The following is a 22,626-nucleotide window of genomic DNA, read 5'->3' as shown; positions in this document are numbered from 1 at the left end:
GCGGGCGCGGTCGGGCGCGGGGACGTACGCGTGACGCAGCACACGTACGAAACGGTTTCGTTTCGTTAAGCTGCCGGGTACAGTCATGGCGTACGGAACAGTTTCGACAAGGAGCGGAGGGATCATGGCTGAGGCGGCAACGGTGCGGCGCAGCCGGATCACACCCGAGCGCGAGGCCGAGCTCTACGCGGCCGTGCTCGATCTGCTCCGTGAGGTCGGCTACGAAGCGCTCACGATGGACGCCATCGCGGCCCGCTCGAAATCCAGCAAGGCCACCCTCTACCGCCAGTGGGGGAGCAAGCCCGAGCTGATCGCCAGGGCGCTGCGGCACAACAAGCCGGTGTCCATCGCGGACATCGACACCGGGTCCCTGCGCGGGGACCTGATGGAGAGCGTGGACCGTTCGGACGACTGTCAGATGGAGCGGGACGCCGCGCTGATGCGGAGCCTGTTCCACGCCATCCACGGAAACCCCGAACTCCACCAGGCGCTGCGGCAGGTGCTCATCGAGCCGGAGCTCACCGGCCTGAACACCCTGTTGCGCAGGGCCGTGGAGCGCGGCGAAGTGTCCCCGGACAACCCCGCGCTCGACTTCGTCATCCACATGATGGTCGGCGGCTTCGTCGCCCGTGACCTGATCGAGGACCGCACGGTCGACCGTGAGTTCCTCCGTTCCTATGTCGACGCCGTGATCCTCCCCGCTCTCGGCGTCTGACCCACCCCCTTCACCAGGACCACCCCTTCCACCTGACGCGACCGCTCACGTCGTCGGGCTGATCCCTCCTGCCCCGTAGACACCACGACCTGACCGGGAGTACGCCCTCGTGGCCACTTTCCTCTACAAACTAGGCCGACTCGCCTTCAGGCGGCGGCACTTCGTCGCCTTGATATGGGTGGCGCTCCTGACCCTCGCCGGAGTCGGCGCCGCGTCCGCGCCCACCGCTGCGTCAAGCTCCTTCTCCATTCCGGGTACGGAGGCGCAGAAGGCCTTCGACCTGCTCGAAGAGCGGGTGCCCGAAGCCAGTGCCGACGGTGCGAGCGCCAAGGTCGTCTTCAAGGCGCCGGACGGCGAGAAGGTCACCGACCCGGCCAACAAGGCCGACATCGAGAAGACCGTCGCCGCTCTCAAGTCCGGTTCGGACGAGGTCGCGCGGGCGGACAGCCCCTTCCAGACCAAGACGGTCAGCAAGGACGGCTCCACGGCGTACGCGTCAGTGTCGTACAAGGTCACCTCGATGGAGCTGACCGAGGACAGCCGTGACGCCCTGGAGAAGACGACCGACGAGGCGCGGGAGTCCGGACTCACGGTCGAGGTCGGCGGCGACGCGCTCCAGGCGATGCCCGAGACCGGGGCCACGGAGGTCATCGGCATCGCGGTCGCGGCGGTCGTCCTCGTGATCACCTTCGGTTCGCTGGTCGCGGCGGGGCTTCCGCTGCTGACCGCGCTGATCGGTGTGGGCATCGGCGTCTCCACCATCACCGCGCTGGCCAGCGCGCTCGACCTGGGGACGACGACCTCCACGCTCGCCATGATGATCGGCCTCGCGGTCGGCATCGACTACGCCCTCTTCATCGTCTCGCGCTACCGCGGTGAACTCGCCGACGGGCGGGACCGCGAGGAGGCCGCGGGGCGGGCCGTGGGGACCGCCGGTTCTGCCGTGGTCTTCGCCGGGCTCACCGTGGTCATCGCCCTGGTCGGCCTCGCCGTGGTGAACATCCCGATGCTGACGAAGATGGGCTTCGCCGCGGCGGGCACGGTGGTCATCGCCGTCCTCATCGCGCTCACCCTGATTCCGGCGCTGCTCGGGTACGCGGGCAAGAAGGTCAAGCCCACGGGCGAGAAGAGCAAGGTGCTGGGCGGTGGCCGCAAGAAGGACGCGGCCGCGTCGGAATCCGCTGTCGCGGACGCCAAGCCGAAGGACAACCTCGGTACGCGCTGGGCGCGCTTCGTCGTCCGGCGGCCGCTCACCGTCCTGCTCGTCGGTGTGATCGGTCTGGGCGCCGCGGCGCTGCCCGTCTCCTCCCTCGAACTGGGCCTTCCGGACGACGGCTCGCAGCCGACGTCCACGACCCAGCGCAAGGCGTACGACCTGGTCTCCGAGGGATTCGGTCCCGGCTTCAACGGCCCGCTGATGGTGGTCGCCGACCTGAAGGACTCCAAGGATCCGAAGGCCGCCGCCGGTTCGATCACCAAGACGATCTCCGGACTCGACGACGTCCTCTCGGTCGCCCCGCCGGCGCTCAACAAGGAGGGTGACACGGCGATCATCAGCGTCGTCCCGTCCTCCAAGCCCAGCGGCATCGAGACCGAGAACCTCGTGCACGCGATCCGTGACGCGGGCGGCGACATCACGTCCGACACCGGTGCGAGTGTCATGGTCACCGGCACGACGGCCATGAACATCGACGTCTCGGAGAAGCTGAACGACGCGCTGCTGCCCTACCTGGCACTCGTCGTCGGCCTCGCCTTCCTCCTCCTGATCGTCGTCTTCCGCTCCATCCTGGTTCCGCTCAAGGCGGCGCTCGGCTTCCTGCTCTCGGTGCTCGCGGCCCTGGGCGCGGTCGTCGCGGTCTTCCAGTGGGGCTGGCTCGGCTCGCTCTTCGGGGTCGAGCAGACCGGCCCGATCATGAGCATGATGCCGATCTTCATGGTGGGCGTCGTCTTCGGCCTCGCGATGGACTACGAGGTGTTCCTCGTGACGCGCATGCGAGAGGCGTACGTCCACGGGGAGCGCCCCGGCCAGGCAATCGTGACCGGCTTCCGGCACGGCGCCCGGGTGGTCTCGGCAGCCGCCGTCATCATGATCGCGGTCTTCGCCGGATTCATCGGTTCCACGGAGCAGATGGTCAAGATGATCGGCTTCGGTCTGGCGATCGCGGTCTTCTTCGACGCGTTCATCGTCCGCATGGCACTGGTCCCGGCGGTGCTTGCGCTGCTCGGCAAGAAGGCGTGGTGGCTCCCGAAGTGGCTGGACCGCGCGCTGCCGAATGTGGATGTCGAGGGGGAGGGGCTGCGCGCGCTGGATGAGAAGGGCGCGGCTCAGGACCCGGACGCGGACCGGGAGCCGGCCCGAGTCTGATCTGGGGGCCGCTTGGTAGGGGCGGTGAGAAGCGCAGAAGGGCCCGCGCTTCTCACCGCCCCTTTCGCTCTGTCGGCCACCACTCGACCGCGACCGGCTTCCGGAGCGGCGGCGAGGCGTGCGCGCGGGTGGTCTCGGCGGCCGCCGTGATCATGATCGCGGTCTTCGCGGCCGGGGGTCCGGGGGGTTCCCCCGGAAAGACGCAGCATCGGTTCCACGGAGCAGATGGTCAAGATGATCGGCTTCGGTCTGGCGATCGCGGTCTTCTTCGACGCGTTCATCGTCCGCATGGCACTGGTCCCGGCGGTGCTTGCGCTGCTCGGCAAGAAGGCGTGGTGGCTCCCGAGGTGGCTGGACCGCGCGCTGCCGAATGTGGATGTCGAGGGGGAGGGGCTGCGTGGCCTCGACTCGGCGGGCAAGCAGGGTCCCGGCGACGACGACAGGGAGCTGGAGCGCGTCTGACGTACGGCGCTGACGTACGCGGCTGACCTGCGCGTCAGTGTGGGACGGGAGTGGCCGTGTATGTGCGGCGGAGGAAGCGGATCAGTGCGGACGCGTCGAACTGTACGACCGCCACTCCCTGCGCCGAATGGAACTCCATCACCGTCTGGACCCGCCCACAGGGCCAGATGTGGACGTCGCCGCTGGTGGTCGGGGCGCGCAGGCCCTGTTCGAGCAGTTGCCGGGCGAACGTCCACTCGTGGGAACCAGGGAGGCCGATCCGCACCGAATGCGGGTCGGCCTCCGGGTCGTAGCGCAGGACGGCGGGGACGGCGAGTTGGTCGTCGGGGGAGTCCGAGACGACGTGGACGCGTGCGAACTGTTCTACTGCGGGCATCGCCGACTCCTCACCGTCACGGCCGTCTCAGGCCTTATGACCTCTAATGTCCCATATATTCGGATTCTCGCTCCAGATGTGACCGAGTGTGACCGGGATAACTGGGTACTCATCGCTCTTGCAAGCCGTTCGCAACAGAGCACTATCATTGAACGGTTCACGAGCGACCCGCTCTGTCTGTCTTTCTTCCTGTCCTGCCCAGGAGCGCGCGCATGCATGTCCCCGACGGATTCATCAACGCCCCCGTCTCCGCCGCCACCGGACTCATCGCCGCCGGAGCGGTCGCCGTCAGCCTCCGCGGCGCCCGGCGCGAACTCGACGAACGGACCGCGCCGCTCGCCGGCCTCGTCGCCGCGTTCATCTTCGCCGTACAGATGCTGAACTTCCCCGTCGCCGCCGGGACCAGCGGACATCTGCTCGGCGGAGCGCTCGCCGCGATACTCGTCGGCCCCTATACGGGGGTCCTGTGCGTCTCCGTCGTCCTGCTCATGCAGGGCGTCCTCTTCGCGGACGGCGGCCTCACCGCCCTCGGCGTGAACATCACGGACATGGCGATCGTCACGACCGTCGTGGCCTATCTCACGTTCCGCGGACTCGTGAAGGTGCTCCCCCGCACCCGCCGTTCGATCACCGCCTCCTCCTTCGTCGCCGCGCTGATCTCCGTGCCCGCCGCCGCGGTCGCCTTCACGTTCCTCTACGCCCTCGGCGGCACCACCGACGTCTCCATCGGCAAGGTCGCCACGGCGATGATCGGCGTGCACGTCCTGATCGGCATCGGCGAGGCGGCCATCACCGCGCTCACCGTCGGCGCCGTCATCGCCGTCCGCCCCGACCTCGTCTATGGCGCCCGCGGCCTGACCCAGAAGCTCAAGCTCCGCGTCGGCGGCGAACTCGTCGACGCCCCCGACGCGACCCCCGAACCTGCCCCCGTCGCGGCCCGCTCGCACCGCAAGGTGTGGCTCGCGGGCCTGGTCACCTCCCTCGTCCTCGCGGGCTTCGTCAGCTTCTACGCGTCGGCGAACCCCGACGGTCTGGAGAAGGTCGCCGCCGACAAGGGCATCGACAAGAAGGCCGAGGAGCACGCCACCGCGGACTCCCCGCTCGCCGACTACGGCGTCAAGGACATCACCGACACCCGCCTCTCCGGCGGCCTCGCGGGCGTGATCGGCGTCGGCGTCACCGTCGTCGCGGGCTCGGGGATCTTCTGGGCGCTGCGCCGCCGCCGTACGACGGACGCGGGCCCGGCCTCCACGGACTCCGTCTCGGAGAACGCCTGACATGGGCGCGGGCCACGCCCACCGGCTCTACCGGCACGGCCACTCGCCGGTGCACGCGCTGCCCCCGCACACCAAGCTGGCGGCGGTCTTCTGCTTCGTGGTCGTGGTGGTCTCCACACCGCGCGAGGCGATGTGGGCGTTCGGCCTGTACGCGGTGCTGCTCGGCGCGGTGGCGTACGCCTCCCGCGTCCCGCTCCCCTTCCTCCTCAAGCGGCTGCTCATCGAGGTCCCGTTCGTGGCGTTCGCGGTGCTCATGCCGTTCGTGGCGGAGGGCGAGCGGATCGACGTACTCGGCATGTCCCTGAGCGTCAACGGCCTCTGGGGCGCCTGGAACGTCCTGGCCAAGGGCACGCTCGGCGTAGCGGCGTCGGTCCTCCTCGCCTCGACCACCGAACTACGGGCCCTGCTCCTGGGCCTCCAGCGCCTGAAGCTCCCCCCGCTCCTGGTGCAGATCGCCTCGTTCATGATCCGGTACGGCGACGTGATCACGGACGAGATGCGCCGCATGAAGATCGCCCGCGAGTCCCGCGGCTTCGAGGCGCGGGGCGTACGGCAGTGGGGCGTCCTCGCGAAGTCCGCGGGCGCGCTCTTCATCCGCTCGTACGAGAGGGGCGAGCGGGTGCACCTGGCCATGGTCAGCCGGGGGTACGCCGGTTCGATGCCGGTGATCGACGAGGTCACCGCCTCGCGTGCGCAGTGGACGTACGCCTTCGCCCTGCCGGCCGCCGCTCTTGTCGTATGTCTGTTGGGATGGACCCTGTGACTGCTGCACCCTCACTCGAAGTGGCCGGACTGGCCTTCGCCTACCCCGACGGGCACCAGGCGCTCTTCGGCGTCGACATGACGATCGGCCGCGGCGAGCGGGTGGCGCTGCTCGGCCCGAACGGCGCGGGCAAGACGACGCTCGTCCTGCACCTCAACGGCATCCTGACCGGCGGCGCGGGCACGGTCACCGTCGCGGGCCTCCCGGTCGGCAAGAAGCACATGGCGGAGATCAGGCGCCGGGTCGGCATCGTCTTCCAGGACCCCGACGATCAACTCTTCATGCCGACGGTGCGCGAGGACGTGGCGTTCGGTCCGGCGGCGGGGGGAATGCGGGGCCCGGAACTGGAGGCCCGGGTCCAGAAGGCCCTCGCCCGGGTCGGCATGGCGGAATTCGCGGACCGCCCGCCGCACCACCTCTCCTTCGGCCAGCGCAGGCGCGTCGCGGTGGCGACGGTCCTCGCCATGGAGCCGGAGATCCTGGTCCTCGACGAACCCTCCTCGAACCTCGACCCGGCCTCGCGCCGTGAACTGGCCGACATCCTGCGGTCGTTGGACGTGACGGTCCTGATGGTCACCCACGACCTGCCGTACGCCCTCGAACTCTGCCCCCGCGCCCTGATCCTGAGCGACGGCGTGATCGCCGCGGACGGCCCGACGGGGGAACTCCTCGCCAACGAGGACCTGATGTCCGCCCACCGGCTTGAACTACCGTTCGGCTTCGATCCGAAGACCGTCGAGGCGAATCGGTAGGGAATCCTTGGTCGGGGGAGGGTGTTGGTCCTGTCATGAACGTTGATGTGCACGGGACAGTCGCCGAGGGATACGAACCGGTCCGGGATGCCTTCGTACGGAACTTCACCGACCTCGGCGAGCGCGGAGCGGCCGTCAGCGTGTACCGCGACGGACGACCGGTCGTGGATCTGTGGGGCGGCACGAGGGATGTCGGCGGGGGCGGGCCCTGGGAGCACGGCACCGCGCAGGTCGTGCGCTCGGCCACCAAGGGTGTGGCCGCCGCCGTCCTGCTTCTCCTGCACCAGCGCGGGGAGTTGGACCTGGAAGCGCCCGTCGGGTCGTACTGGCCCGAGTTCAAGGCGCGCGGCAAGGAGCGGGTACTGGTCCGGCATGTGCTCGCGCATCGCGCGGGGGTGCCGGCGCTCGACCGTCCGCTGACGCCCTCGGAGGCGCTCGACCCGGATCTCGGCGCGGCGGTGGTCGCTGCCCAGGCCCCGTTCTGGGAGCCCGGCGAGGACCACGGGTATCACGCGCATACGTACAGCTGGCTCACCGGTGAACTCGTGCGGCGGGTGACGGGGCGGTCCATCGGGGAGTTCGTCGCCTCGGAGATCGCCGGGCCGCTCGGCATCGACCTGTGGATCGGTCTTCCGGAGGCGGAAGCGGGCCGCGTCGGGCGCCTCGGCCGGATCGAGGACTCCGTCCCTGCCGGAGGGCTCAGGGTGCGGCCCAAGCGGGGCGTCGCGGAGGCGTACGCGGACCCCGCCTCGCTGACCCGCCGTGCGTTCGGAGCGATCACCCCGGAGCCGGACGAGAACGAACCGGCGTACCGGGCGGCCGTCCTCCCCGCGTCCAACGGCGTCGCCACCGCCGACGGCCTGGCCCGCCTCTACGCCTCCCTGATCGGCGAAGTGGACGGCGCCGCACGGTTGTTCACGCCGCCCACGGTCGAACTGGCCCGCGCCGAGGCGTCCTCGGGGCCCGACCGCGTCCTGGTCGTGAACACCCGCTTCGGCCTCGGCTACATGCTGCACGGCGGGGCTTCGCCCCTGCTCGGCCCCGGCTCGTTCGGCCACCCCGGCCGGGGTGGCGCACTGGGCTTCGCCGACCCGGAGTCGGGGGTGGGGTTCGGGTACGTGACCAACGGGATGGCGAAGGGGGTTACGGCGGATCCGCGGGCGCAGGGGCTTGTGCGGGCGGTGCGGGGGCTGTTGTGAAGGGACTTTTCCCCAACCCCGCCCCTTCCCGGCTGTATCTATTTGCGGCTCCGCCGCGGAGGGGCTCCGCCCCGGCCCCCGCTCCTCAAGCGCCGGACGGGCTGAAATCGGGTACGCCCCCTCACCCCGCGTGCAGCATCAACCCGATTCCCGCCACCATCAGGCCCGCCGCCACCAGCCTCGGCGCTCCGAACTTCTCCTTGAAGAAGATCGCGCCTATGGCCGCGCCCACGATGATGGAGGACTCCCGGAGTGCCGAGATGGGCGCGAGGTCCGCCTTGGTCTGGGCCCACAGGACCAGGCCGTACGCCGCCACCGACAGGGCCGCTCCCAGTAGGCCCACCTTCGCGAACGGGCGCAATTTGCCGACCAGTTCGCCCCGCCAGCGGTACGCCGCGTATGCCGGGATCGCCAGGCCCTCCAGGATCATCAGCCAGGCGATGTAGCCCATCGAGGTGCCGGACGCGCGGACGCCGAGGCCGTCCACCACCGTGTACGCCGCGATCGAGACGCCCGTAGCGAGCGCGGCGCCGATCGCCGCCCAGTCGGGGCGGCGCCCCGAGCCCCGTATGCCCCAGAGGGCCAGGCCCGTCAGGCCCGCGCACGAGACCGCGACGCCCGCCGCCTGCCAGCCGTCCGGTATCTCGCCCGCGAAGACCGCCGCGAGGACCGTCACCACCAGCGGCGCCGTGCCGCGTGCGATCGGGTAGGCCTGGCCGAAGTCGCCGAGCTTGAACGACTTCATGAGCAGGGCGTAGTAGCCGACGTGGATCGCCGCGGAGACGATCAGGTACGGCCAGGCGCCCGCCGCGGGTATCGCCGCGAACGGGGCGATGAGCAGGCCGATCAAGAGCCCGCCGCCGGATATGAGGGTGAAGCCGACCAGCTTGTCGGTGATGTGGTGCGCGATCGCGTTCCAGCTCGCGTGCGTCACGGCGGCCAGCAGGACCGCCGCCGCCACCAGCGGCGTCACTTGGCGAGCTCGCGCACGTCCACCAGGGTGCCGTTCGCGTGGGTGATCAGATCCTTGGGCGCCATGGGGAAGACCGCGTACGGGGTGCCCGCCGCCGCCCACACCACCTCGTGGCCGAGCAGCGAGCGGTCCGCGAGGACCCGCGTCTTCGTCACGTGGCCGAAGGGCGGTACGCCGCCGATCGCGTAACCCGTGGTCTCCCGTACGACGTCCGCCTTCGCCCGCGTGACCTTCTCCGCGCCCAGTTCCCGCCGTACGAGTTCCAGGTCGACGCGCGAGGCGCCGTCCATCAGGACCAGGACCGGGACCCCGTCCGCGGCGAAGATCAAAGACTTGCAGATCTGGCTCAGCTCGCAGCCGATGGCCGCGGCGGCCTCCTGGGCCGTGCGCGTCGCCTCCGGGAAGCGGCGGACCTCGCCGACCAGGTCGGCGAGGCCAAGGTCGCCCAGAGCCGCGGCGAAACGGGGGTGTGCGGGGGAAGCGGGTGAAGCTGGGGAATCCGTAGCGCTCATGCCCGGCACGCTAGCGGTCCGTGTACCGGGCACGCGACCGTGTATCCGTATACCGGACGGCCGCTCCCGCCGAGCGGGACACCACACGGCCGCCCCGCCCCCGCCGAGCGCGACAGCGGCTACTTGTTCGCCAGGAACATCGCCCGCACCAGCGGACCCGCGGAGTCCCCGCCGTGGCCGCCCTCCTGCACCACCGCTCCCGCGGCGAGGTCACCGCGGTATGCCGTGAACCAGCCGTTGGGCTTCTTCTGGCCGTCGACCTCCGCCGAGCCCGTCTTGGCGCCCATGTCGGAGCCGAGCCCGGACATGGGTTCCATCGCCGTGCCCGAGGTCGCCGTGTAGTGCATCAGGTCCCGCAGCGCCGAAGACGTCGCGCCCGACATCTTCCGGGGAGCCGTCGCCAGCGTGCGGTTGTCGACGTCCGGCGAGACCAGGTACGGCTGCTTGAACGTGCCCGACTTCACCGTGGCCGCCACCGACGCCATGTTCAGCGGGTTCATCCGCACCCCGCCCTGCCCGATCAGCGAGGCCGCCATCTGCGCGTCGCTCTGCACGGGGATCGCGCCGTCGAAGGTGGGGGCGCCGGTCGACCAGTTGTCGCGGCCGAGCCCGAAGACCTCCTGCGCCTGCTTGGTCAGGGAGTCGTTCTCCAGCTCCTTGGCCTGGCTGATGAAGGCCGTGTTGCAGGACCGGGCGAAGCTCGCGCGGAACGTGCCGTCCTTGATCTGGAACTTGTCGTCGTTCTGGAACTTCCACCCGCCGTACGTCACGTACTTCGGGCAGGGGTGCTTCTTGTCGACCCCCGCGAGCTTCTTCTCCAGGAGCAGCGACGACGTGATGACCTTCATCGTCGAACCGGGGGCCAGCGAACCCTGGAACGCCGTGTTGAAGCCGCCGGGGTTGGAGTTGGCCGCCGCCAGGATCTCGCCCGTGCTCGGCTTCACCAGGACCACCGAAGCCTGCTTGCGCTTGCCGGTCTCCTTCTCCGCCGCCGCCTGGAGCGTGGCGTCGAAGGTCGTCTCCAGGGTGCCGGGAGTGCCCGGGGAGAGCGTCAGGAGCGTCTTGTCGGGCGTGGCCTCGGCGTCGTCCTTCGTCGTCTTCGACTTCTCGGCGTCCTTCGCGCTGTCCTTGCGCACGACGCGCAGCTCCACGCCCGCCTTGCCGCCTGCCTTGTCGCCGAACTTCTCGCGCAGGCTGTCCAGGACCGTGCCGAGGGAGGGGTACTTCGCCTTGGTCAGCTCGCCGCCGTCCCGGTCGACCGCCTTGATGGGCGGATCCCCGGCCTCGCCGGTGACCAGGCGGTCGCCGTCCTTCAGGTCCGGGTGGACGACGGAGGGCTGCCAGCCGACCAGCGTCTTGCCGTCGGCCTTTCTTCGTACGACGGTCAGCTCGGACTCGTACGCGAACGGCTTGCTCTGTCCCTCGTACGAGACCGTGGAGGTGACCGAGAACGGCACCTTCGCGCCCGCCCGCTTGCCCGGCGTCAGCTTCACCTTGGTCAGGTGCGAGTCCTTGGCGTACGCGGTGAGGGCCGTCTTCGCCGTCGCCCGGTCGTCGGTGAGCGCCGCGGCCCCCGCCGCGTCGCCCTTCTCCCATGCCGCGAGGAAGTCCTTCGTGGTGGCGCGGACCTCGGCGGCCGTCGGCGGGCCCGAGGCCACCTGCTTCTCGTCGACCGTCCCGTCGCCGTCACCGGACGAACCGCCGATCAGGCTGTACGCGGCGATGCCCACGCCGCACACGACCACGGCGGCAGCACCGCCGAGCACACCGGGATGCACCTTGCGCTTCGCACCGGAAGCCCCCGGTCCGCCCGGCATACCCGGTCCACCCGGTCCGCCGGGCATACCCGGTCCGCCCGGCCCGCCCGGAACACCCGGCGCACCGGACGCCACCCCCGCGCCCGTGATGCTCTTGAAGCCCTTGCGCTCGCTGGCGCGCCCTCGCTTACCCACTGACCCTCCGCAGATCCCAGATCACGGAGCCCCCAGGCTCCGCACCGGAAGGCTCACACTAGGGGGCTTTCATGAAGCCCCCGACCACATGCCTCAACTGCCTGCGGCAAGCACCGCCGCCACGATAGGGCCCGCGGTGTCGCCGCCGTGGCCGCCCTCCTGTGCCACCGCCGCCGCTGCCACGTCTTCCCGGTAGCCCGTGAACCAGCTGTTCGGCTTCTCCTGGCCCGTCACCTCGGCCGAGCCGGTCTTCGCGCCGATCCGGCCGCTGAGCCCGGCCATGGCGCCCGCGCCGGTGCCGCTGACCGCCGTACGGTTCATCATCTGACGCAGCTGCCCGACCGTGGCCGCGGGCAGTCCGCGCGCCTGCGCCAGCTCACGGTCGTCCATCGCCCGGGGCACGATGACCGGCTGCCGGAAGGCTCCCGTCATCGCGGTCGCCGTGACCGACGCCATGTTCAGCGGGTTCATCTGCACCTGGCCCTGGCCGATGACGTTCATCGCGCGGTCGGGGCCGGGAGACGCCGGGACCGAGCCGTCGGTCGTCGTGACGCCCACCTTCCAGTCGAGCCCGAGGCCGAACCCCTGCTGTGCCTCCTCGGTGAGCGACTCGTCCGAGATGCCGTCCTCGTCGACCAGCTTCACGAAAGCGGTGTTGCAGGAGCGGGCGAAGCTCTCCGAGAGGGTCGCGCTCTCGTTCGGCGCCATCCCCTTGAGGTTGTTGACCTGCTGCCCCTGCCAGACCGCCGTGTCGGGACAGGGCGCGGGACCGCTCGCCTTCGTCACGCCCTTGTCGATGAGCATCGCCGCCGAGACGATCTTCATCGTCGAGCCGGGGGCCAGCTTGCCCTCGAACGCCGCGTTGAACGCGTCCTGGCGGTGGTTGGCCACCGCGAGGACCTCGCCGGAGCTCGGCTGCACGGCCACCACGGACGACTCCGGGTGCTGCGCCACCGCCTTCTCGGCGGCCCGCTGGGCGGGCGCGCTCAGGGTCGTCTCCAGCCGGCCCGCCTTGCCCTTGGAGAGCGTGAGGAGCGTCTTGGTGCCCGCGTCCTCGTCCGCGCGCCGGACGTAGAGCTCGATGCCGGGGGTGCCGCCTGCCTCGTCGCCGTACTTCGCCCGCAGCTGGTCGAGGACAGGGCCGAGCGACGGATAGACCTTCCTGTCCAGGACCTGATCGTGCCGGTCGACGGCCTGGACGGGCGGCGCGGCGGCCTCACCCGTCTCCAGGGTGTCGTCCCGCTCCAGGTCCGGGTGGACGACCGAGGGCTGCCAGTCGACGAGCGCGCGGCCGGTGGTCTTGCCGCGCACGACGGTCAGTTCGGAGTCGTACGCGAACGGCTCGGTCTTCCCCTTGTACGACACGGTCGCCTCGACCGAGAACGGCACGACCGCGCCGGTGGCCTTGCCGGGTACGAGCTTCACCTTCGTCAGGTGGGCGTCCTCGCGGTAGCCGGTCAGAAGCGTCGATGCCGCTTCCGCGTTGTTCGTGTAGTACGAGGCCTGCCTGGCGTCCCCCTTCGCCCACGCGGCGAAGAACTTCTTCGTGGTCTCGCCTATCTCACCGCTCGTCGGCGGCCCCGCCTTCACCGTCTTGGGCCCCGCACCGGGCGAACCCCCGCCCCCGGTCACTCCGTTCACCAAGTTGTACGCGCCATATCCGGCGCCCCCCACCATGACGGCGAATACCCCGCCGACCAGCGTGACCTTTACCCCTTTACGCATGTCGCGTTCCCCTCCCCGGGAGCCTTCCCGAATGAATTCGGGAAGGTCGCACGCCCAGAACCCTAAGCGGCGGGAGTGACGGAAGAGAGGGCTGTTATGCGTCCGGTACAGGCAAATGTCTAGACCCATGTGTCGAGCAGCATGCGGGCCCGCCAGGAATCGATGGGAATGGCCTGACCCGTGTAGATCGGCCAGAACCAGACGAAGTTCCAGATGATCAGGAGCACCAGGACACCCGATGCCGCCGCCCCCACGACCCGGCGCCGCTCGGTGGACCCCGGCGGCCCCAGGATCGCGCCGATCATCATCGCCACGGCCAGACACAGGAACGGCACGAAGACGACGGCGTAGAAGAAGAAGATCGTCCGCTCCTGGTACATGAACCACGGCAGATAGCCCGCCGCGATCCCGCACACGATGGCGCCCGCCCGCCAGTCCCTGCGGAACACCCACCGCCACAGCACGTACAGCAGCGCGAACGCCCCCGCCCACCACAGCATCGGAGTGCCGAGCGCCAGGACCTCGCGGGCGCACTTCTCGGCGGTGCCCGACGGACAGCCGTCCTTGCCGGGCAGCGGCGACTCGTAGAAGTACGAGACGGGGCGGCCGTCGACGATCCAGCTCCACGGGTTCGACTGGTAGGTGTGCGGCGAGGAGAGCCCCACGTGGAAGTCGTACACCGCGTGCTCGTAGTGCCACAGGCTGCGCAGCCAGTCCGGCAGGATCGTCCAGGAGCCGCCCTTGCCGTCCGTCGCCGCCCAGTTGCGGTAGTAGCCGCCCGAGCCGTCCGTCGGGGAGAGGATCCAGCCGAGCCAGGACAGGACGTACGTGCCGATCGCGACCGGCACCGTCGAGACGAACGCCGGGAACACGTCCCGCTTGAGGACCGTGCGGTAGGGGTGCGCGGCGCCGGCGACCCGGCGGCTGCCCACGTCCCACAGGACGGTCATCAGGCAGAAGAAGACCATGATGTACAGGCCGTTCCACTTGGTCCCGAACGCGAGACCCAGGCAGAGCCCGGCCGCCCACCGCCAGGGCCGCCAGCCCAGGCGCAGCGTCCCGGCTACGTACGCGTCGGCGCGGACGATTCCGTCCTCGTCCGTCGGCAGCGCGTCCGCGAGCTTCTGCCGCGCCCTGTCCCGGTCGATGAGGAAGCAGCCGAACGCGGCGAGCACGAAGAACATCAGGACCTGGTCGAGCAGCGCGGTGCGGCTCATCACGAAGTGCAGCCCGTCCACCGCGAGCAGCGCGCCCGCCAGGCACCCCAGGAACGTGGAGCGGAAGAGCCGCCGCCCGATCCGGCACAGCATCAGGACCGAGAGCGTGCCCAGCAGCGCCGTCATGAAGCGCCAGCCGAACGGATCGAAACCGAAGATCCACTCGCCGATGCCGATGACGTACTTGCCGACCGGCGGATGCACGACGTACGCGGCGTCCGTGGGGATCGTGACGCCCGAGCCCTGCTGGAGGACGGTGTCGTTGACCTTGTCCGGCCAGTTGACCTCGAAGCCCCGGTGGATCAGCGCCCAGGCGTCCTTGGCGTAGTACGTCTCGTCGAATATCACGGCCTTCGGGCTGCCGAGATTCCAGAACCGGGTGAGCCCCGCGACGAGCGTGATCAGCAGGGGGCCGATCCAGCCCGACCACCGGACCAGCAGGTCGGCGTAGTGCTTGGGCATGCCGATCGACGCCCACAGCCGCGGGCTCGGCCCGGTGTACGCGGGCACGAGCCGGGCCCGGACGTCGGAGGTGGGCCCGGTGGGCCGCGCCACATATCCGAAGCGGCGCAGCCTGTGCTGCCACGACGGCTGCTGCTCCTCGGCTGCCTGGCCCTGGCGGGTGTCCGGGGAAGACGCGGTACTGGTCACCGCGCCATCGTAGGGAACCCGACTGTGTGAGTCCCGCTCCCGGCTCCTGCGAGGATGGAACAGTGACAGGAAGCGCAGATTCTCCCGGCAACCAGCCCCCCGGAAACCCCTCGTCGGGCACCCTCGTCCTCGCGGGCACGCCCATCGGCGACGTCGCGGACGCACCGCCGCGCCTGGCCGCCGAGCTGGAGTCGGCCGATGTGGTGGCCGCCGAGGACACCCGGCGGCTGCGCAGGCTCACCCAGGCGCTCGGTGTGCAGGTGGGCGGCCGGGTCGTCTCGTACTTCGAGGGCAACGAGAGCGCGCGGACGCCCGATCTCGTCGAGGCGCTGGTCGGCGGCGCGCGCGTGCTGCTCGTGACCGATGCCGGGATGCCTTCGGTGTCCGACCCCGGCTACCGGCTCGTCGCCGCCGCCGTCGAGAAGGACATCCGGGTGACCGCCGTGCCGGGGCCGTCCGCGGTGCTCACCGCGCTCGCGCTCTCGGGGCTTCCGGTGGACCGTTTCTGCTTCGAGGGCTTCCTGCCGCGCAAGGCGGGCGAGCGTCTTTCGCGGCTGCGCGAGGTGGCCGAGGACCGTCGCACTCTCGTCTACTTCGAGGCACCGCACCGTATCGACGACACCCTCGTCGCGATGGCCGAGGCGTTCGGCGAAGAGCGCAGGGCGGCCGTGTGCCGCGAGCTGACCAAGACGTACGAAGAGGTCAAGCGGGGTTCGCTGAAGGAACTCGCACAGTGGGCGGCCGACGGCGTACGCGGTGAGATCACCGTCGTCGTCGAGGGCGCACCCGAGAAAAGCCCCGGTGACCTGGGCCCGGACGAGCTGGTGCGCAGGGTGCGGGTGCGCGAGGAGGCGGGGGAGCGGCGCAAGGAGGCGATCGCCGCCGTCGCGGCCGAAGCGGGGCTACCCAAGCGTGATGTGTTCGATGCGGTGGTGGCGGCAAAGAATGCGGCTCGAAGCGCCCCATCGGAGAGCAAAGGACTATCGTAAAAGGCAAAGTGCGGGCCGCGCACCGGGCCTGAAGGCTATGGAAAGCCAAAATCGCCTTCAACTGTCGACAGGTCCGATGCGCTCGCTCCGGGAAAGGCGTCCACTGGTCAAAGGGGACGCACCCGTCCCCACGCTTCCGGCCGGGAGGAAATCCCCGGTCCGGCAGCGCTTGTCCAGCGGACAAGAGGAGCTGGCATGAGTGAGATCGCCGACACCGGTCGTCAACACACCACGGCGTCCAGGGCGTCCGACGCGATATCCGCGGCACACCCGGCAAACACCGTTCACGAGTCGTACGCCTTTGCCTGTATGCGCTGCGGGCACGGCTGGGAGCAGTCGTACGAGATCGAGCATCACGTGGACGGCGAGGGCAAGGAATTCGTGATGTACCGGGCGGACGGCCTTCATGTGCCCTCGCCCCTGACCCGGCCGACGTGCCTGAACTGCGGCGGGCATGTCGTACGGATCATGCGGGCCGGGCAGGTGTCGTCGGTACTCGATCTGATGCAGCGGCATCATGCGCCGCGGGGGGCCACGAAGGCGGTGGACGCGTCCGCGGACGACGGGCAGCCCGGGGCGGAGGCCGCCGGTGAGCCGAAGCAGCACCATCACTGGCATCTGTCGGCGCTGCTGCACCCCTTCCACCACCGCAAGGCGGGCTGACGGCCTCTTCCGCCGTCCCTGCCGGTCGTCCCTCGGTCGTCCTTTCCGGCGGGCCGATGTCCCTTCGTAGGATCGGGGCATGCCTTCCTCTTCCAAAGACGCCGACGCCAAGAACGCCGCGCCGCCGCTGCCCGAACCCCTTCGGGTGGCGGTCGCCGACTCCCACACCCACCTCGACATGCAGTCAGGGACGGTGGACGAGGGGCTCGCCAAGGCGGCGTCCGTGGGCGTGACGACGGTCGTGCAGGTGGGCTGTGACGTGGCGGGCTCGCGCTGGGCCGCCGAGACGGCCGCCGCGTACGGGAGCGTGCACGCCACCGTCGCCCTGCACCCCAACGAGGCGCCGCGCATCGTGCACGGCGACCCCGACGGCTGGTCCCGGCAGGGGGCGCGCGTGGCGGGCGGCGAGGGGGCGCTCGACGCGGCGCTCGCCGAGATCGACGCGCTCGCCGCCCTCGACCAGGTCAAGGGCGTGGGCGAGACCGGGCTCGACTACTTCCGCACCGGGCCCGAGGGCAAGGCCGCCCAGGAGCGCTCCTTCCGCGCCCACATCGAGATCGCCAAGCGGCACGGCAAGGCCCTGGTCATCCACGATCGCGAGGCGCACGAGGATGTGCTGCGGGTCCTGAAGGAGGAGGGGGCTCCGGAGCGCACCGTCTTCCACTGCTACTCGGGCGACGCGGCGATGGCCCAAGTGTGCGCGGAGAACGGGTACTTCATGTCCTTCGCGGGCAACATGACGTTCAAGAACGCGCAGGGTCTGCGCGACGCGCTGGCGGTGGCACCCCTCGAACTGGTTCTCGTGGAGACCGACGCGCCCTTCCTCACGCCCGCTCCCTACCGCGGACGGCCTAACGCGCCATATCTCATTCCGGTCACATTGCGGGCCATGGCCGAGGTGCGCGGCATCGGAGAGGACGCCATGGCTGAGGCGATCTCGGTCAATACGGCGCGTGCCTTTGATTACTGACGGATAACGCCCCGGGGCCTGTGGTTATGGGCCATGCCGCGACACTGCGTAGTCGTGCTGCTTTGGAGAGTGACGGTCGCTCCGCTAGGTTCTGGTCGCCTTGCTCGATCCGGACCGACCGGATCAGACCGGACCAGACCAGTACGAGAACGACAGTACGAGAACGCTGGAGCGTCGTCGTGAGTCATGCGCCGCAGTACGAGACGCCCTATGGGGTCGGCACGGCCTATGAGCCGGAGCCGGGCCCGGAGCCCGGACAGGTGCCGGTGCCGGAGCGGGACACCGAGCCGGCCTTCCGGGCCGACTTTCCCCGGCAGGCAGCCGGGCCCGTCTCCGCAGGGGGGCGGGCCGAGGCGCGCCGGGCCGCCCGGCGCAGGAAGACGAAGCCGACGCCCACGCCGCGGGCGGGTGCGCGGTCGAAGGGGACCGCCGAGCGTGTCTCCGAGCGGCCCGAGGCCTTCCGGCGGCTGTTGCCGCAGGCCCTGGTCGTCGCGTTTCTCGCGGGCGGCACCTCCGCGTTCGTCGCCGACGACAAGGCCGTGCAGCTGACGGTCGACGGGGAGTCGCGCACCCTGCACACCTTCGCGGACGACGTGGGCGAGCTCCTCGAGGACGAGGGCGTGGACTTCGGGGCGCACGACATCGTGGCGCCGGGCGCGGGCGCGGCCCTGGCCAGCGGCGACGAGATCGCCGTCCGCTACGGGCGGCCGGTCAAGCTCACGCTCGACGGGCAGCGGCGCGAGGTGTGGACGACGGCGCGCACGGTGGACGGCGCGCTGCGGCAGCTCGGGGTGCGGGCCGAGGGCGCCTATCTGTCGGCCTCGCGGAGCAAGCGGATCGAGCGGGCCGGTCTCGACCTGGACGTACGGACCGAGCGCACCGTGACGATCATGGCGGACGGGCGTGAGCGGACCATCCGTACGAACGCGGCGACGGTGGGAGAGGCGGTCGAGGAGTCGGGGGTCAGCCTGCACGGCCAGGACACCACATCCGTCCCGCCCGAGAGCTTCCCGCGGGACGGCCAGACGGTGACCGTCATGCGGATCTCCGGGCGCAAGGAGGTGCGGGACGAGCCGATTCCGTTCGACGTGCGGCGCAGCGACGATCCTTCGCTGTTCGCCGGTACGGAGGTCGTGGAGCGGCAGGGCCACCAGGGCACCCGGCGGGTCACGTACGCGCTGCGCACGGTCAACGGCGTCAAGCAGAAGCCGCGGCGGCTGCGTGCGGAGGTCGTGCGGGAGCCGCAGACGCAGATCGTGAAGGTCGGCACCAAGCAGCGGCCGAATTCGGTGGCCGGGGCGGAGGGGCTCAACTGGGGCTCGCTGGCGCACTGCGAGTCGGGCGGGCGGCCGGGCGCGGTGGACGCGTCGGGGACGTACGGGGGGCTCTACCAGTTCGACACGCAGACGTGGCAGAGCCTGGGCGGCTCGGGCCGCCCCCAGGACGCCTCCGCGGACGAACAGACGTTCCGCGCGAAGAAGCTGTACGTGCAGCGGGGGGCGAGCCCGTGGCCGCATTGCGGGGGGCGGTTGTAGGGGGCCGGCGGTGGTCCGGTTGCCGGGTGCGGGCGCGTGGGGCGACTGCGGTTTCGCTCCGTCTATGGGTGCGGGGGCGCGTCGGTATGTCCGTCCTCGCCATCCGCCTCTGGGCGCCTGTCCACTTCGCCTCGGGAGCGCCGCGAACCGTGCTCCGGGCGGAAATACCGACACACCCCCTCCCGTCTCGATGCCGGGTGCGGGTGTGCGGGGCCCGGGCTCCCGACACGGGGCGATCGGGCCGGCGGGAGAGCCTGGCAGGGCAGCGGGGCCGGGGTGACTGGTGTCAGGGGCCCGGGGGCCAGACGTAACCTGGTGCCGTGAGTAACAGTGAGCCCGGGGCCCTGCTTGGTGCCGCCGACATCCGCGAGCTGGCCGCAGCTCTGGGCGTACGCCCCACCAAGCAGCGCGGCCAGAATTTCGTCATCGACGCCAACACCGTCCGCCGTATCGTCCGCACCGCGGAAGTCGGCCCCGAGGACGTGGTCGTCGAGGTCGGTCCCGGGCTCGGCTCGCTGACCCTCGCGCTGCTCGACACCGCGGCCGGCGTCGTCGCGGTCGAGATCGACGACACCCTCGCGGCAGCCCTGCCGGCGACCATCGAGGCCAGGCTCCCCGCGAAGGCCGGATCCTTCGCGCTGGTGCACAGCGACGCCATGCTCGTCACCGACCTGCCGGGCCCCGCCCCGACCGCACTGGTCGCCAACCTCCCGTACAACGTCGCCGTGCCGGTCCTGCTGCACATGCTCGACACCTTCCCCACCATCGAGCGCACGCTCGTGATGGTGCAGGCCGAGGTCGCCGACCGCCTCGCCGCCGCCCCGGGCTCGAAGGTGTACGGGGTGCCGTCCGTGAAGGCGAACTGGTACGCCGACGTGAAGCGCGCCGGTTCCATCGGGCGCAACGTCTTCTGGCCCGCCCCGAACGTCGACTCGGGCCTCGTCTCGCTCGTGCGGCGCGCCGAGCCGGTGAAGACCACCGCATCGAAGAAGGAAGTCTTCGCCGTCGTCGACGCGGCCTTCGCCCAGCGCCGCAAGACCCTGCGCGCCGCGCTCGCCGGCTGGGCGGGCTCGGCCGCGGCCGCGGAGACGGCGCTCGTCGCCGCCGGGGTCTCGCCGCAGGCACGCGGCGAGGCACTGACCGTGGAGGAGTTCGCGCGGATCGCGGAGAACAAGGGAGCCGGCGCGTGAGCCACAGCGTGACCGTACGGGTGCCCGCCAAGGTCAATGTCCAGCTCGCCGTGGGGCCCGCCCGCGCCGACGGGTTCCATGACCTGGCGAATGTCTTTCTCGCCGTCGGCCTCTACGACGAGGTCACCGTGACCCCCGCCGAGCAGCTGCGGGTGACCTGCTCGGGGCCCGACGCCGGGCAAGTACCCCTCGACCGTACGAACCTGGCGGCGCGGGCCGCGGAGCTACTTGCCGCGCGCCACGGACGTACGGACGGCGTGCACATCCACATCGCCAAGGACATCCCCGTCGCGGGCGGCATGGCAGGCGGCAGCGCGGACGGCGCGGGCGCGCTCCTGGCGTGCGACGCACTGTGGGGGACACGGGCCTCGCGGGACGAACTGCTCGACATCTGCGCCGAGTTGGGCAGCGACGTGCCGTTCAGCCTGGTCGGCGGCGCGGCGCTCGGCACCGGGCGCGGCGAGAAGCTGGAGATCCTGGAGGTCGGCGGGGACTTCCACTGGGTGTTCGCGGTGGCCGACGGCGGCCTCTCCACGCCCGCGGTCTACCGCGAGTTCGACCGGCTGACTCCGCAGGCCCCGGCCCCGCAGGCGTCCCCCGCGCTGCTCGACGCCCTGCGCAAGGGTGACGTCGAGGCGCTCGCGGGCGCCGTCACCAATGATCTTCAGCCCGCGGCCCTCTCGCTGTTCCCCTCGCTCGCCGACACCCTCGCCGCCGGTACGGACGCGGGCGCCCTGGCCGCGCTGGTCTCCGGCTCCGGGCCGACGACGGCGTTCCTGGCCGCGGACGCCGCAGCCGCGCGCCGGATCGCCGACGCGCTGACGGCCTCCGGCACCTGCCGCACGGCCCGGATCGCGGACTCGCCCGCTCCGGGCGCGACGGTGCTCCAGGGGTAGGGGCAGCGGGCAGGGATACTCAGACGCCGATCTGAGTACGTACGCGCTGACGCGGGCCCCGCGGCCCGCGCGACCGTACGTACATGGGATCAAGCGTTCGCGAACTGGCCGAGAAGACGCCCGCCGGGCGCGACCGGTACATCGACCTGCTGCGGGTCGCCTCGCTGGGCACGGTCGTCGTCGGGCACTGGCTGATGGCGGCGGTGACCGTCGGGGACGACGGCCATGCCGAGGTCGGCAATCTCCTCGCCGTCGTGCCCGGCCTGCAACCACTCACCTGGCTGCTCCAGATCATGCCGGTGTTCTTCTTCGTCGGCGGCTTCTCGCACGCCCTGTCGTACCGCTCCCTCCGCCGCAAGACCCCCGGCGGTTCCGTCTACTCGGCGTTCCTGCGGGCACGACTGCAACGGCTCCTGCGGCCGACGATGGTCTTCATTGGGGTATGGGGCGCGGCTGCCCTGCTGCTCCAACTGCTCGGCCAGGGCGGGGCGTTGCTGGACGTGACGCTCCGGCTCGTCGCCCAGCCGCTGTGGTTCATCGGCATCTACCTGGCGATGGTGGCGTTCACACCGCCGCTGCTGAGGCTGCACGAGCGCTACGGGTGGGGCGCCTTCGGCGGCCTCGTCCTGGCCGCGGGGGCGGTGGACACGGCGCGTTTCGCCTTCGGGGTGCCGTACGTGGAGTTCCTGAACTTCGCCTTCGTATGGCTCGCGGTGCATCAGCTCGGCTTCCTGCGGGCGGACGGCAGGCTGCGGATGCCCGGCGTCCCCCTGCCCGCGGCCCTGGCTGCGGCTGGCCTCGCGGGCGCCGCCGCCCTGGTGGCCCTCGGCCCCTATCCGCTCTCGATGGTCGGCATGCCCGGCGAGCGCGTCTCGAACATGGCCCCGCCCACCTTCGCCCTCCTCTGCCACGGAATGTGGCTGGTGGGAGCGGTGGAGCTGCTGCGCCAGCCCGCCGTGCGGTGGCTCGCGCGGCCCCGGGTGTGGCGGGGCGTGGTGGCGGCGAACGGAGTCTCCATGACGGCGTTCCTGTGGCACCTGACGGCGATGCTCGGCGTGTACGGCACGCTCATCGCCGCGGACGTACCGCTGCCGGAGCCCGCTTCGGCCGCGTGGTGGGCGCAGGTCCCGCTGCGGATGGTCGCCGCCGCCCTGCTCACCGCGGTGCTCGTGGCCGCGTTCCGCCGCTTCGAACGGCCCTCGAGGGCGCGGGAGTCGGCGGCGGTCGCGCCGGGCGCGGTCTCCGGCCCCGCTGCCGCGCTCGGTGTCGCACTGTGCCTGTTCGGGGTGCTCGGCCTCTCCATGGTCGGCTTCGGCGGGCTGCTCGAAGGACGTACGGCGATGGTGGTGGCCGTCCGTATGACGGCGCCGGTGGCGGTGGGCATGGCCCTGGCGGGGTGGCTGCTCGTGGAGCGGGCGGGGCGGCGTTCCGCGGGCTGATCGGC

General features: G+C 70.9%; 19 protein-coding genes and 1 pseudogene. 14 read left to right on the top strand and 6 right to left on the bottom strand.

Going from position 1 to position 22,626, the window contains the following annotated elements:
* Window positions 1-142 precede the first annotated feature (142 nt).
* The 3 genes and pseudogenes from ABZ906_RS27300 to ABZ906_RS27290 form a co-directional block, all read left to right on the top strand.
* Window positions 143-715: a TetR/AcrR family transcriptional regulator gene (locus ABZ906_RS27300; RefSeq protein WP_361195328.1), complete on the top strand. Its 573-nt coding sequence runs from the start codon at window positions 143-145 to the stop codon at window positions 713-715.
* Between the two features lie 109 nt (window positions 716-824).
* Entirely contained in the window at window positions 825-3,080 is a 2,256-nt protein-coding gene (locus tag ABZ906_RS27295; RefSeq protein ID WP_361386932.1) for an MMPL family transporter, read from the top strand.
* A gap of 92 nt (window positions 3,081-3,172) precedes the next feature.
* Window positions 3,173-3,542: pseudogene (locus ABZ906_RS27290) on the top strand (hypothetical protein); the annotation flags it as partial.
* A 34-nt stretch (window positions 3,543-3,576) separates the two neighbouring features.
* Here the strand turns inward: ABZ906_RS27290 and ABZ906_RS27285 are convergent.
* Window positions 3,577-3,918 (bottom strand): SsgA family sporulation/cell division regulator, encoded by a 342-nt coding sequence (locus tag ABZ906_RS27285; RefSeq protein ID WP_361386930.1) that lies wholly within the window; start codon window positions 3,916-3,918, stop codon window positions 3,577-3,579.
* 212 nt (window positions 3,919-4,130) lie between these two features.
* Between ABZ906_RS27285 and ABZ906_RS27280 the strand changes: the two genes are divergently transcribed.
* From ABZ906_RS27280 to ABZ906_RS27265, 4 genes are read left to right on the top strand one after another with little or no spacing between them, the layout of a single operon-like run.
* Window positions 4,131-5,195, top strand: a complete 1,065-nt coding sequence (locus tag ABZ906_RS27280) for an energy-coupling factor ABC transporter permease (protein WP_361386927.1) — start codon at window positions 4,131-4,133, stop codon at window positions 5,193-5,195.
* 1 nt (window position 5,196) lies between these two features.
* The gene (cbiQ, locus tag ABZ906_RS27275) at window positions 5,197-5,958 is read left to right on the top strand and encodes a cobalt ECF transporter T component CbiQ (RefSeq protein ID WP_361386924.1); all 762 of its coding nucleotides are present in this window, start codon (window positions 5,197-5,199) and stop codon (window positions 5,956-5,958) included.
* Window positions 5,946-6,710 carry an ABC transporter ATP-binding protein gene (locus tag ABZ906_RS27270; protein ID WP_361386921.1) on the top strand — a complete coding sequence of 255 codons (765 nt, stop codon included), beginning with the start codon at window positions 5,946-5,948 and terminating at the stop codon, window positions 6,708-6,710. The genes cbiQ and ABZ906_RS27270 overlap by 13 nt, the downstream gene beginning before the upstream one ends.
* 35 nt (window positions 6,711-6,745) lie before the next feature.
* Entirely contained in the window at window positions 6,746-7,909 is a 1,164-nt protein-coding gene (locus ABZ906_RS27265; RefSeq protein ID WP_361386918.1) for a serine hydrolase domain-containing protein, read from the top strand.
* Window positions 7,910-8,030: 121 nt separating this feature from the next.
* Here the strand turns inward: ABZ906_RS27265 and ABZ906_RS27260 are convergent, their stop codons facing one another.
* From ABZ906_RS27260 to ABZ906_RS27240, 5 genes are all read right to left on the bottom strand, one after another.
* Complete coding sequence (locus ABZ906_RS27260; RefSeq protein ID WP_361386915.1) at window positions 8,031-8,882, bottom strand: DMT family transporter; 852 nt, start codon at window positions 8,880-8,882, stop codon at window positions 8,031-8,033.
* Window positions 8,879-9,394 (bottom strand): YbaK/EbsC family protein, encoded by a 516-nt coding sequence (locus ABZ906_RS27255; protein WP_361195234.1) that lies wholly within the window; start codon window positions 9,392-9,394, stop codon window positions 8,879-8,881. Before ABZ906_RS27255 ends, ABZ906_RS27260 begins: the two co-directional genes overlap by 4 nt.
* 119 nt (window positions 9,395-9,513) lie before the next feature.
* Window positions 9,514-11,211: a penicillin-binding transpeptidase domain-containing protein gene (locus ABZ906_RS27250; protein ID WP_361195236.1), complete on the bottom strand. Its 1,698-nt coding sequence runs from the start codon at window positions 11,209-11,211 to the stop codon at window positions 9,514-9,516.
* Window positions 11,212-11,439: 228 nt separating this feature from the next.
* On the bottom strand, window positions 11,440-13,071 hold the full coding sequence (locus ABZ906_RS27245; RefSeq protein WP_361386912.1) for a penicillin-binding transpeptidase domain-containing protein: 1,632 nt from the start codon (window positions 13,069-13,071) through the stop codon (window positions 11,440-11,442).
* A gap of 119 nt (window positions 13,072-13,190) precedes the next feature.
* A complete protein-coding gene (locus ABZ906_RS27240; RefSeq protein WP_361386909.1) occupies window positions 13,191-14,939 on the bottom strand; it encodes a phospholipid carrier-dependent glycosyltransferase in 1,749 nt (582 codons plus the stop codon).
* A gap of 62 nt (window positions 14,940-15,001) precedes the next feature.
* Here ABZ906_RS27240 and rsmI point away from each other — a divergent pair, with 62 nt between their 5' ends.
* From rsmI to ABZ906_RS27205, 7 genes are all read left to right on the top strand, one after another.
* Window positions 15,002-15,928, top strand: a complete 927-nt coding sequence (rsmI, locus tag ABZ906_RS27235) for a 16S rRNA (cytidine(1402)-2'-O)-methyltransferase (RefSeq protein WP_361195242.1) — start codon at window positions 15,002-15,004, stop codon at window positions 15,926-15,928.
* A gap of 309 nt (window positions 15,929-16,237) precedes the next feature.
* The gene (locus ABZ906_RS27230; protein WP_361387430.1) at window positions 16,238-16,591 is read left to right on the top strand and encodes a hypothetical protein; all 354 of its coding nucleotides are present in this window, start codon (window positions 16,238-16,240) and stop codon (window positions 16,589-16,591) included.
* A gap of 79 nt (window positions 16,592-16,670) precedes the next feature.
* Window positions 16,671-17,561, top strand: coding sequence for a TatD family hydrolase (locus ABZ906_RS27225; protein ID WP_361195244.1), 891 nt, complete (start codon window positions 16,671-16,673; stop codon window positions 17,559-17,561).
* Window positions 17,562-17,740: 179 nt separating this feature from the next.
* Window positions 17,741-19,096, top strand: a complete 1,356-nt coding sequence (locus ABZ906_RS27220; protein WP_361386906.1) for a ubiquitin-like domain-containing protein — start codon at window positions 17,741-17,743, stop codon at window positions 19,094-19,096.
* A gap of 320 nt (window positions 19,097-19,416) precedes the next feature.
* Window positions 19,417-20,286 carry a 16S rRNA (adenine(1518)-N(6)/adenine(1519)-N(6))-dimethyltransferase RsmA gene (rsmA, locus tag ABZ906_RS27215; RefSeq protein ID WP_361386903.1) on the top strand — a complete coding sequence of 290 codons (870 nt, stop codon included), beginning with the start codon at window positions 19,417-19,419 and terminating at the stop codon, window positions 20,284-20,286.
* Window positions 20,283-21,182 carry a 4-(cytidine 5'-diphospho)-2-C-methyl-D-erythritol kinase gene (locus ABZ906_RS27210; RefSeq protein ID WP_361386900.1) on the top strand — a complete coding sequence of 300 codons (900 nt, stop codon included), beginning with the start codon at window positions 20,283-20,285 and terminating at the stop codon, window positions 21,180-21,182. Before rsmA ends, ABZ906_RS27210 begins: the two co-directional genes overlap by 4 nt.
* An 83-nt stretch (window positions 21,183-21,265) precedes the next feature.
* On the top strand, window positions 21,266-22,621 hold the full coding sequence (locus tag ABZ906_RS27205; RefSeq protein WP_361386897.1) for an acyltransferase: 1,356 nt from the start codon (window positions 21,266-21,268) through the stop codon (window positions 22,619-22,621).
* Window positions 22,622-22,626: the final 5 nt, after the last annotated feature.

Source organism: Streptomyces sp. NPDC046925 (assembly GCF_040644915.1).
Taxonomy (GTDB): Bacteria; Actinomycetota; Actinomycetes; order Streptomycetales; family Streptomycetaceae; genus Streptomyces.
Note: the sequence above shows the minus strand (reverse complement) of the source record. Positions and strands in the feature narration are given on the sequence as shown.